The sequence below is a fragment of the Niastella sp. genome (assembly GCF_045805085.1).
In the GTDB taxonomy this organism is placed as follows: Bacteria; Bacteroidota; Bacteroidia; order Chitinophagales; family Chitinophagaceae; genus Niastella.
This window is the reverse complement of sequence record NZ_JBJMLX010000524.1, coordinates 1-4,943: the sequence shown is the minus strand read 5'-3', so window position 1 is coordinate 4,943 and position 4,943 is coordinate 1. Positions and strand designations below refer to the sequence as shown.

The following is a 4,943-nucleotide window of genomic DNA, read 5'->3' as shown; positions in this document are numbered from 1 at the left end:
GCCAATGCCTATTATTCAACATTCGAGTATAAGTTCGATCATAAAACTGGTAAATTTTTAGCAGTTAAAAAAGTCACGGATTAGTTTTAGTTTCGCACCCAAATGCAAGAGGCAACTAATATTTTTGAAGCAGGACAGGTTTTATTGATCAATAAACCGCTTGAGTGGACATCCTTTGATGTTGTTAGAAAGATCCGTAATACGATAAAAATAAAAAAGGTAGGTCATGCCGGCACGCTTGACCCGCTGGCGACCGGTATGCTTATTTTGTGTACAGGCAGGTTCACCAAGCGTATCAATGAGTATATGGCGCAGGAAAAGGAGTACACCGGCACCATTACGCTGGGCGCCATTACGCCTACCTACGACCTCGAAAGCGAGCCCCGGGATTTTAAAGATTATAGTTCCATTACGCCGGAGCAGTTACAAGCTATTACGGCGCAGTTCACCGGCGAAATTATGCAGGTGCCCCCCATGCATTCTGCCATTAAAAAAGATGGTAAACGGGTGTATGAGCTGGCCCGCCAGGGCTTAACCATTGAGCTGGAGCCACGCCGGATCGTAATAAAAGAATTTGAATTTACAAAGATAGAAATGCCCGTACTTCATTTCAGGGTGGTTTGTTCAACCGGCACCTATATCCGCAGCCTGGCCAACGATGTGGGTAAAGCCGCTGGTTGCGGCGCCTATCTCAGCAGCCTGTGCCGTACCCGCATTGGGGAATTTACGCTGGATAAATCCATGACGATGGATGAGGCGATGGAATGGATAGCTAAGGAAAAGGCCCTCCCAGGCTAAAGCTTGCGCCTCTGCTAAAGCTTCAGCGACACGTGGACGGCGGGCAAGGCCATGGCAGAAGGGAACCCTTTTATCAACTATATCAACCCAATCAACGTATTAACTTGTCAACTCGTCAACTCGTCAACTGGTCAACTAATCAACTCTCTCAAAACGGATACCCCAACCCCAACTGAAACTGCCCGTTTAACAACCGCACATCTTTGAACCAGCCATCGTTTATATTGGAAAATGCCGGATCTTTTAATTTATACGCCCAGTCGAGCCGGATGAGGAAGAAATCGAAATCGAAACGCAAGCTGCTGCCCGCGCCAATGGCGAGGTCTTTATACAGGCGGTCGAGTCGGAATGAGGCTTCCGGAATTTTTTGATGGGTAGTGTTATCTAACTCCTTACTCCATATATTTCCCATATCAACAAACAGGGCGCTGTTCACTTTAATTCCCGCAATGGTGGTGATATTAAAGCGGAATTCGGTGTTGAACTCCAGTTGCATATTTCCGAATCGCTCAATGTTCGTAGTGTCGTTCTCATACAAGGTGGAAGAACCGGGGCCTAAATGCCTGATCTGCCAGGCCCGCATACTGTATGGACCACCGGCAAAAAATGCTTTAAAGAACGGCAGGTTATTCTCTGGTACCAGTTGACCTGTTCCGTCTTTGGTTTTACCATACACATACCCATAACCGGCAAAAAGCCGGAATGCCATGGAGGAATGCTTATAGTTTATATAGTGTTTATACTCGCCGTCAACCTTTACAAACCGGGCCAGCGACCCATATTCCAGGCTTTTTATAAAGCCAAATAACCCACCGCTTTCCTCTATCCGGCCCCGCAACAGGGTGAGTTTATTGTCTTTTTCAATGCCGGTGCTCAAGCTGAGGACCTGGCTTATGATAAGCCCGTTATTAAACGCATATCGGTAGGAAGGGATCTGTCGTTCCAGTTTTTGCAAACTGTCGGTCTTTTTTACATCCGTATATTCATAATTTAAAGGAATGTATTGCCAGGTCTTCCGCCATTTTTGTCCAACCTGGTCCTGGTCTTCGCGGCGGCGGCCCTTTACCCACTCATATCCCCAGGAAGTATTGAATGACTTCGATTGAAACAGCAGGAACCTATCGGTATATGACGCGTTCAGGTTTAATACCGTACGCGGGTTTATCAGGCTGTCGGTCTTTATTTTAATGGGTGTTATGAACTTGGGAAAGTTAATGGTATGAGCCAGGCTGGCCTGCAGGGTTTGAATAAAGTTAGACCCCAGCTCAATCCCAAACCGGGCGCTGGTAACGGTTTGTATGGCTTCGCGGAAGGCATTCCGGTTCAGCAGGCGGCCGTTCACTCCAATACCAAATAACTGGCCATTGGTTAAGATGTCGCTTATGTTGCGGCTGGCTTCCAAAGATAGATTCAGGTTTTGTTTGAGGCTTGGGTACAGCTTTAGTTTGGCATCCAGTATAGGTACGGTGGTGTCTTTTCGTTCAACTATTTCAAAATCCACATTCTGCCAGGCGCCCAGGCTGGTAAAATTGTTGATGGTGCGAAAGTAGCGGCGCTGTACATACAGCGACCCCGGCCGCAGGTAAATATTACTGGCCACAAAGGGCAGTTTGAAGCGATGGGAGTTATAAATAAACTGATAGCCCTTTATGTTGGCCGTATCGTTTTTGGTTGAATCAAGTACTTCATAGCTGGCGTCGGGGTACACCGATACTTTGCCTATATAATACTTTTTTAAGCGGCTGCTGTCCTTTACCGGGTGTTGTTTAAACACTACGTTGATGGTGGGGTTCTCCCTTTTTTTGCGCAGGGAGTCCAGTAACCTGATCTGCTCAAACAGATCGAGGGTTGGGTCTATCAGGGCGGCTACCACGGTGTCTACCTCGGCATACACATCTTCTTTAGATAGTTTGTAATAGCCATTGTTGCGAAAAACGGTGAGCAGCCTGTCCAGATCGTCCGATACTTTTTGCTGGGTATAGGCTTCGTTCTTTTTAAGTACCGACTTGTCCTTTTGACGCATGGCCAGTTGTTGCAGGCTAGAGTCGCGGAAGGCATAACCGATTGAATCGAGCCGCAGCACCTTACCGGGGATAACCGTAAAGTTTACATAGGTGCGGTATTGTTTGCGCACCGTATCTATATGAAAGGTGTCTTTTATTTCGGGATGAAAATAACCCAGGGAATGCAGCAGGCTGGCCATAAACAGCTTCGACCGGTCGATATTTACGGTATCAAATACGGGTGGTTTTTCCAGCACCCGACGTACCCCTACATAATATACGTATTGCGTTTTCAGACTGTCGTCAAGCTGATTGGTGAGGCGTTCCTCCAGTTGCAGCTTTTCGGGCACATTACCCTGAATTTTGATGGTGGTTTTGTAAACAAAGGGTTTTCCAGGTTGAAAATGTTTTGGAACGGTGCAGGAAGTTATTGACGCCGCTATTAAAGCGCAGTACGCTATCCATTGAACCAGTCTAAATACAGTAACTTGCCAGGCTAATAACAACATATTTAGTTTAATCGGAATGCAATGTTGATTAAATCTCAGGTCAAATATATTCAAAGTTTAAGCCACAAAAAATTACGAGATAGCGAAGATGTATTTGTGGCCGAGGGACCGAAGCTTATTAACGAACTTTTAATTGCCGGTTTACCCCTGCAGCAACTGTATGCCGTAAAGGAATGGATAGCTGAGCATGGCCGGCAACTGACCGGCTCCGTAACGGAAATAACCCCGTCGGAACTGGAGCGCATCTCCCATTTACAAACCCCCAACCAGGTGTTGGGTATTTTTAAAAAACCTGTTTTTACCGCGAACAGGCCTGCCCGAAATACCCTTTCCCTCATGCTCGATACCATTCAGGACCCGGGGAATTTGGGTACTATTATCCGCTGTGCCGACTGGTTTGGGATAACCCAGGTCTTTTGCAGCGTTGATTGCGCCGATGCGTATAACCCCAAAGTGGTGCAGAGTACCATGGGTAGTATTGCCCGGGTACAGGTAGTGTATGGGGAATTGACAGCGATGTTGAAGGCGGAACCGGAATTGCCCACGTATGCGGCGGTGCTAAATGGTACCGAGCTGCGCAAATTGCAGCCCATTAAAGAAGGGGTGATCATTATAGGAAACGAATCAAAAGGCATCAGTGCAGAAGTGCTGGCGCTTTGCCGAAACAGGATAACTATACCGCGCCACGGCCAGGCGGAGTCGCTCAATGCAGCGGTGGCAACCGGGATAATATTATCGCATATAATCTGAATACAGTTTCAGGTTTCAAGTTTCAGGTTACACGTTACAAGGAAAGAACCTTTGACCGGAACCTGAAACCTGTAACCTGTAACATTATTCTTTCTTCACCACAATCCGCTGCGTATCGTCCATTAGTATATCATCGAACAGCTTTTTTATTTCTGCATAACCGGTTACGGGGATCCTTTGCTTTTTTAGCACCAGGGAAGCCGTGCAATACACTGCTTTTTCGGTTTCGTTGTACCAGTATTTGGTAGTATAAGTAGCAATAGCGCTGGATAGTTCCTTTGGTTTGGGAAGGGCTTCAACCGACATGCCGGCTGGTAATTTGAAAACAGTTGTATCGATGCGTTCAAAAGGGTAGCTGAAATAATAGTCCAGTTTACGACCCTCTGATTTAGGCAGCGCCCGTGACCAGAACCGGTAAATGCGGGGACTGATGAATAGTTTATTACCGGCATTGAATTCATGCACTTTCTCGTACGACATTTCCAGGTTGGTGGTAAACCCGCCCGGTCCTTCTTCTATTTGCTTTAAGTTAAAATTATCCGGCTGTTTAAAATTCAGGCTGTTCACGATAAATTCTTTCTGATCATCCTGCTTCTCATCTAAATAATACTTCATCTGTCTTTTATACTCGCCGGTTGTAGTAAAAGTAGTGTGGGTGCTGCCTGAACCATCGGTTTGCAGATCAATTACCGTATGTACCTTAAATATATTTTCCGAACATTTACTTTCAGGAGTAGGAACCAGTACGCCGCCATTTTCGGTTATCAGCAGGGCGTTCCGGTTTTCGGTAAAGGCGCCTAACGCATTAAAATCGGAGATATTGCTGGTGCATTCCAGCCATACCGTGTCTTTTTGCATGGGTACACATAGAATAACATGGTTG

General features: G+C 46.3%; 4 protein-coding genes. 2 read left to right on the top strand and 2 right to left on the bottom strand.

Annotated features, from left to right (window positions below):
- Positions 1 to 102: 102 nt before the first annotated feature.
- Complete coding sequence (truB, locus tag ACJ751_RS27345; RefSeq protein WP_407748717.1) at positions 103 to 798, top strand: tRNA pseudouridine(55) synthase TruB; 696 nt, start codon at positions 103 to 105, stop codon at positions 796 to 798.
- A gap of 148 nt (positions 799 to 946) precedes the next feature.
- On the opposite strand, the gene ACJ751_RS27340 is transcribed toward truB, so the two are convergent.
- Positions 947 to 3,151, bottom strand: a complete 2,205-nt coding sequence (locus ACJ751_RS27340) for a BamA/TamA family outer membrane protein (RefSeq protein WP_407748716.1) — start codon at positions 3,149 to 3,151, stop codon at positions 947 to 949.
- A gap of 180 nt (positions 3,152 to 3,331) precedes the next feature.
- On the opposite strand from ACJ751_RS27340, the gene ACJ751_RS27335 reads away from it, so the two are divergent.
- Entirely contained in the window at positions 3,332 to 4,060 is a 729-nt protein-coding gene (locus ACJ751_RS27335; protein WP_407748715.1) for a TrmH family RNA methyltransferase, read from the top strand.
- An 84-nt stretch (positions 4,061 to 4,144) separates the two neighbouring features.
- Here ACJ751_RS27335 and ACJ751_RS27330 read toward each other — a convergent pair.
- Positions 4,145 to 4,943 (bottom strand): hypothetical protein (locus ACJ751_RS27330; RefSeq protein ID WP_407748714.1); only part of this gene is annotated, 799 nt, incomplete at its 5' end.